The 5,509-nt window shown below is 66.1% G+C and carries 3 protein-coding genes; 2 read left to right on the top strand and 1 reads right to left on the bottom strand.

The annotated features are described in order from the left end of the window. Window positions 1-381: 381 nt before the first annotated feature. Together ABLA28_RS10200 and ABLA28_RS10195 are read left to right on the top strand one after the other, a co-directional pair. The gene (locus ABLA28_RS10200; protein WP_347713573.1) at window positions 382-2,709 is read left to right on the top strand and encodes a Tex family protein; all 2,328 of its coding nucleotides are present in this window, start codon (window positions 382-384) and stop codon (window positions 2,707-2,709) included. Window positions 2,710-2,711: 2 nt separating this feature from the next. Then, complete coding sequence (locus ABLA28_RS10195) at window positions 2,712-3,971, top strand: aminoacetone oxidase family FAD-binding enzyme (protein ID WP_347713572.1); 1,260 nt, start codon at window positions 2,712-2,714, stop codon at window positions 3,969-3,971. 42 nt (window positions 3,972-4,013) lie between these two features. Here ABLA28_RS10195 and ABLA28_RS10190 read toward each other — a convergent pair whose 3' ends face one another. Beyond that, window positions 4,014-5,306, bottom strand: coding sequence for an amidohydrolase (locus tag ABLA28_RS10190; RefSeq protein WP_347713571.1), 1,293 nt, complete (start codon window positions 5,304-5,306; stop codon window positions 4,014-4,016). Window positions 5,307-5,509 lie beyond the last annotated feature (203 nt).

Raw genomic sequence — 5,509 nt, 5'->3', positions numbered from 1 at the left:
AAACGACGCTCATGACGGTCAGCCCCACAAAGAGAGCGACGACGACAATATTTTTCCCGAATGCCTTTATGTTTTCTCTCCCCTTCATCGGCTGCCCTCACCTACCCGCTCCCCAGGTGGAGTGCGTCGCCCAGCCGGACAAATTCTCCCCGTGATGGGGCCCTCCCTGCAATGACGCTTTTCCATGAAGAGTTTCCCGTTTTAGACTTTTCGGCGAACACCTCACTTATATCCCAAACGGAACGGGTCTGTCAACCGAAAATATCGGGACGGAAACCGTTTGGCTATCCCGGAAGCACGTATTATAATGCCGGGTGCGGACCGGGCGGCGGCCCCGTCCTCCGCACAATAAAAGGAACCGTAAGGAAGGAGATGATTCGGATGGCAGCGGAGGCGCTGAGCCCCTCCATCGACATCCCGGAACAGATCTCGAAGGAGCTGAAGCTGACGGGCTCGCAGGTGCGGTCCGTGCTGGCCCTCTTCGAGGAGGGATGCACCGTTCCCTTCATCGCCCGCTACCGCAAGGAGGCCACCGGCTCGCTGGACGAGACCGTCATCACCGCGATACGAGACCGGAGCGGCAGGATGGCCGAGCTCGAAAAACGCCGGGCCGCCATCCTTGAGTCCCTGGCCGAACGGGAGCTCCTTACCGATGAGCTCAGGAACTCCGTTCTGGAGGCCCGTACCCTGACGGCCCTGGAGGACGTCTACCTGCCCTGGCGTCCCAAGCGCAGGACGCGGGCCTCCATCGCCGCCGAAAAGGGGCTGAGCCCCCTGGCGGACCTGCTCCTGGCCCAGTCCGAGACGCTCGACCCCTCTTCGGCGGCTCGGCCCTTCGTCGACGAGGCCAAAGGGGTCGCCTCCGCCGAGGAGGCGGTGGCCGGGGCCATGGACATCCTGGCCGAGCGGTTCAGCGAGGACCCCGAGGCACGTCAGGAGACGCGCCGTCTTTTCGCCCGTAAGGCCGTCCTCTCCAGCTCCTGCGTCAAGGGCAAGGAGGAGGAGGGGGCGAACTATCGGGACTACTTCGACTGGAGGGAGCCCGCCGCCGCGATGCCCTCGCACCGCGTGCTGGCGATCCTCCGCGGGGAACGGGAGGGTTTTCTGTCCCTGAGCGCCGTTCCCCCTGAGGAGGAGGCCCTCTCTATCCTCAAGCGCCGTTTCGTCCATGGGACGGGGCCGGCATCCCGCCTCGTCGCCGAAGCCGCCGAGGACGGCTATCGGCGCCTTCTGAGGAGCTCCATGGAGAACGAGCTGCGGGGGGCCCTGAAGAAGCGGGCGGACGCCGAGGCAATCCGGGTCTTCGCCGCCAACGTCCGCGAGGTGCTCATGTCCGCGCCCATGGGACAGAGGGCGACGCTCGCCATCGACCCCGGCATACGGACCGGCTGCAAGGTCGTCTGCCTGGACCCCCAGGGCAACCTGCTGTACGACACCGTGATCTACCTCCACGCGTCCGAACGGCAGCGCGAGGCCGCGGCCGAGACGCTGCGCAGTCTGGTGGGACGCTACGCCATCAAGGCGATCGCCGTCGGCAACGGCACGGCGGGCCGGGAGACGGAGTCCTTCGTGCGCGGGCTCGGCCTTCCGCCCGAGGTCGTCGTCGCCTCCGTCAACGAGAGCGGCGCGTCCATCTACTCCGCCTCCGAGGCCGCGCGGCGCGAGTTTCCCGACCACGACGTCACGGTGCGCGGCGCCGTGTCCATCGGCCGCCGTCTGATGGACCCCATGGCCGAGCTGGTCAAAATAGACCCGAAGTCCATCGGCGTGGGACAGTACCAGCACGACGTGGACCAGAAGGAGCTCAAACAGGCTCTGGACGACGTGGTGATCCACTGCGTCAACGCCGTCGGGGTGAACGTCAACACGGCCAGCCCCGAGATCCTCTCCTACGTCTCCGGGCTGAACCGGCAGGTCGTCGCTCAGATCGTCAAGTACCGCGAGGCCAACGGCCCATTCCCCAGCCGCGAGGCCATGAGGAAGGTTCCCCGTCTGGGTCCCAAGACCTACGAGCAGTCCATCGGCTTCCTGAGGATCCTCGGCGGCGAGAACCCGCTGGATGCCAGCGCCGTCCACCCCGAGAACTACGGGACCGTCAGCCGGATGGCCCAGGCCCTCTCCTGCACGGTCGGTGACCTCATGACCTCCCCGGAGCTCAGGGCCCGCATCGAGCCCGAGCGCTTCGTCTCGGACACGGCGGGTCTGCCCACCCTCAGGGACATCCTCCAGGAGCTCGAAAAACCCGGGCGCGACCCCCGCGCCGCCTTCGAGGTCTTCGCCTTCGACCCCGACGTTCACGAGATCAAGGACCTTCGGGCTGGACAGGTGCTGCCGGGGATCGTGACCAACGTCACCGCCTTCGGGGCTTTTGTGGACATCGGCGTTCACCAGGACGGGCTGGTGCACGTCAGCCGAATCGCCGACACCTTCGTCGAGAACCCTCAGGCCCACCTCAAGCCCGGGCAGAAGGTCCGCGCAGCGGTCCTCGAGGTGGACGAGCCGCGCAGGCGCATCGCCCTGTCCCTGAGGAAATCGGACCTCGGGGAGGGGGCCGGAAAGGCGGCGCGGGACGGCGGCGCCCCGGGGACCCGGCGGCGAAGGGAACGGAACGACAAGCCCGACCTCTCGATGGGCTCCATCCTCCGCGAGCAGCTGCAGGGTACGGGACCCGAGAAAGCGGAATCCAGGTCCCGCAGAAGGAACGGCTGACCGTGGAGCGCTTCGATACGATCGTCATCGGGGGCGGCCCTGCGGGGCTGATGGCGGCGGGACAGGCCGCAGCCGCCGGCGAGCGCGTCCTGCTGGTCGAGAAGAACGCCTCGCTGGGGGAAAAGCTTCTGCTGGCCGGCAAGCGGCGCTGCAACATCACCAACGCGGAGCCGGACGTCACGGCGTTCCTCTCGCGCTACGGGGAGAACGGCCGATTCCTGCACTCGGCCTTTAGCCGCCTCGGACCGGCTCAAACCATCGAGTTCTTCAATTCTCTCGGGATTCGGACGGTGACGGAACGAGGGGGGCGGGTCTTCCCCGCCGAGGGCGGGGGGCAGCGCGTTCTGGACGCCCTCCTGATCCTCTGCAAGAAGGGCGGGGTGCGCATCCTGAGGGAGTCGCCGGTCCGCTCGCTGAAGCTCAGGAACGGGCGCGTCGAGCGCCTCGTCACGGCAATCGAGGAGCTGGAGGCCGAGCGCTACATCGTGACGACGGGCGGAAAATCCTACCCCAGGACTGGGTCCACGGGGGACGGCTACCGCTTCGCGGCCCAGGCGGGGCATACGGTGGTGGAGCCGACCCCAGCCCTCGTCCCCGTCAGGACGCAGGAAACCTGGGTCAAGCTGGCGCGGGGCTACAACCTGCGCAACGTCCGCCTTACCGTGACGGTGAACGGGGAGAAGGCCGAGGAACGCTTCGGGGAGATGGAGTTCACGAACTTCGGGGTCAGCGGCCCCATCGTCATGGAGCTCAGCTCCCGCATCCCCGACTGGATGGCCAGGGGAACGGTGCGGTTTTCCATCGATCTGAAGCCGGCTCTGGACCTGCGGCAGCTCTCGGACCGCGTGGTGCGCGACTTCGAGAAGCACCACGACCGCCTCTTCGCAGGAGCGCTGCGTGATCTTGTTCCGGGGCCGCTCATCCCGCTGATCCTGGAGCTCTCGGACGTCCCATCGGACAAGCCCGCGGCCTACGTCTCCCCGGAGGAGCAATCGGACCTCGCGACCCTGCTGAAGAACATCGTCCTGACCGTCAACGGACTCTGGGGCTTCAACCACGCCATCGTCACCCGCGGCGGGGTGTCCCTGAGGGAGATAGAACCTGGGACGATGCGCTCGAAGCTCTGCGACAACCTCTACTTCGCCGGAGAGGTTCTGGACCTGAACGGCCCCTCGGGCGGGTTCAACCTCCAGATCTGCTGGAGCACCGGATACGTGGCCGGAAGGGCCGGACATCCAGAAAGGGCGGCCCCTCCCGCCTGAGGGGAAGGGCCGCCTTTTATCTCGTTCGTACACTATCGCCGCTCAACGGGTTATGGCCTCCCGGGCCTCCCGGGCCTTCTGCACGACCTCCCGGCTGTCGAGCGTGGGGTAGTCCCCGCCACGGTAGAGCCACTTTCCGTTCACCATCGTCCCGACGACATCGGCGGAGCTCCCCGCATAGACGACGTACATCGCCAGGTTCTCCTCGTCCGCCCCGATGTAGTGCGGCCGGTCCAGATCCACCAGGACAAGGTCCGCCACCCAGCCCTCTCGGATCATGCCCTTCCGGGTGAAGCCGAACGCCCGCGCCCCCTCGTAGGTCGCCATGCGCAGCACGTCCAGTGCGGGGACGCAGGTGGGGTCCCGGCCCACCCCTTTATGAAGCAGCGCGGCGGTCCGCATCTCCTCCCAGATGTCCAGGCGATTGTTGCTGGACGCGCCGTCCGTGCCGAGGACAAGGCCAACGTCCCGGCCCAGCCACGACTGAAGGGGCATGACCCCGCTGCCCAGCTTGAGGTTGCTGCAGGGATTGTGGACCAGCGTCACATGGGAGAGGTCCAGACGCTCCGCACTGGACGGGTCCAGCCAGACCGCGTGGGCCAGCACCGTCCCGGGGGTCGAGAGCAGCCCCATCGCCTCGAGGTACCGCTCCGGGTCCATCTTGAGCTCGTCTCGGATGTAGTTCAGCTCCCACTCCGTCTCCAGGAAATGGAAGTGCACCCCCAGCCCGCGCTCCCGGGCCGTCCCGACGATCGTCTCCATATCCTCGACGGGAACGGTATAGGGCGCGTGAGGGCCAAGCTGGACGGTCAACAGCCCCTCCCGCCCATGCCAGCGCTCCGCAAGTTCCAGGTTTTCCTTCAAAGAACGCTGCACCTTGCCGGGAGGCCCCGCCGTGATGCCGCGGCAAAGCGCCGCGCGGATGCCCGATTGCAGGGCCGCCTCGGCCACGCGGTCCATCTCGAAGTACATATCGGCAAAACAGGTCGTCCCGCACGCCAGCATCTCCAGGATGGCCGACAGGGTCCCCCAATAGATGTAATCGGACGTCAGCTTTTCCTCGACGGGCCAGATCTTCTTCTGCAGCCATTCCATCAGGGGCGCTTCCTCGCCGAGCCCCCTCAGGAGCGTCATGGCCGCATGGGTGTGCGCGTTGACGAAGCCGGGCAGCACGGCCATTCGCCCATGTCCGGCCACGACCTTGTCCGCCCCCGGCGGCGTCTCGCCGACATCCAGGACCTGGGCGATCCTTCCCTTGGAGATGAGCAGGTGCCCGCGCTTCGCCCGCTCCCCGCCCCCGTCCAGCATCAGCACATCCTTGAACAGCGTCGCCATCTCGAATGCCTCCTCTATCGCCAAATCCACCCCAAGAGATGCAGTTTGCTAATCCATTTCCAAATCATCCGTAGACAAGGCGGCTTTTGCGAGCCGAAGTGACGGCGTACAAAAAAGTACGTTGAGCGAGGCGAGCAAAAACAACGCAGTATACGGGTGATTTCGAAATGGATTCATTCTACCCAACTCTTCATATACTCGAC

The sequence above is a fragment of the uncultured Fretibacterium sp. genome (genome assembly GCF_963544685.1).
In the GTDB taxonomy this organism is placed as follows: Bacteria; Synergistota; Synergistia; order Synergistales; family Aminobacteriaceae; genus CAJPSE01.
Note: the sequence above shows the minus strand (reverse complement) of the source record. Positions and strands in the feature narration are given on the sequence as shown.